Raw genomic sequence first — 900 nt, forward strand, 5'->3', positions numbered from 1 at the left:
GTACACGCAAGGAACGCTCTACTTCAATAGTGAAGTCAACGTGCCCGGGGGTATCAATGATGTTGATACGGTGCTGATCGTACTGCTGGTCCATGCCCTGCCAGAAAGTGGTGGTCGCAGCGGAGGTAATGGTAATACCACGCTCCTGTTCCTGCTCCATCCAGTCCATGGTGGCAGCACCGTCGTGCACCTCACCAATTTTGTGAGACACACCGGTGTAGAAAAGAATACGCTCGGTAGTAGTGGTCTTGCCCGCATCTACGTGCGCACAGATACCGATGTTGCGATAGCGATTAAGAGGAGTCTTACGAGCCACGGTGCTAACCTCGATTCACTGGTTCAAATACAAAAACCGGCCTGTACACAGGCCGGTTTCACTCGCTTGTCTTCTGCCTTTAGAAGCGGAAGTGGGAGAAGGCCTTGTTGGCCTCGGCCATACGATGCACGTCTTCACGTTTCTTCATCGCAGCGCCTTTGCCTTCAGCGGCATCCATCACTTCGCCGGCCAGACGAGCAGGCATGCTCTTCTCACCACGCTTACGTGCAGCATCAACCAACCAGCGCATTGCCAGAGCAGTACGACGGCTGGGACGAACCTCAACAGGAACCTGGTAAGTCGCACCACCAACACGGCGGCTCTTTACCTCGACGGCAGGACGGATATTGTCCAGCGCCTTTTCGAACATCTCCAGGGAATCAGCCCCTTTGCGTTCGGTGATAATATCCAGCGCACCGTAAACAATACGCTCGGATACAGACTTTTTACCACTGACCATTACATGGTTCATGAACTTGGCCAGAATCTGGCTTCCAAACTTCGGATCCGGCAGGATCTCCCGTTTGGCGACAACGCGACGTCTTGGCATCGGATGTGTTCCTCTAACATTCCCGCTTTGGGCG

General features: G+C 54.0%; 2 protein-coding genes. Both read right to left on the bottom strand.

The window, feature by feature from the left end; translation table 11 throughout:
* Positions 1 to 316, bottom strand: a 316-nt coding sequence (locus A3754_RS03940; protein ID WP_156496762.1) for a GTP-binding protein, incomplete at its 3' end; no start/stop codon positions are given.
* A 79-nt stretch (positions 317 to 395) separates the two neighbouring features.
* Positions 396 to 866: a 30S ribosomal protein S7 gene (gene rpsG, locus A3754_RS03945; protein WP_063518893.1), complete on the bottom strand. Its 471-nt coding sequence runs from the start codon at positions 864 to 866 to the stop codon at positions 396 to 398.
* Between the last annotated feature and the right edge of the window lie 34 nt (positions 867 to 900).

The organism is Alcanivorax sp. HI0083, from assembly GCF_001635175.1.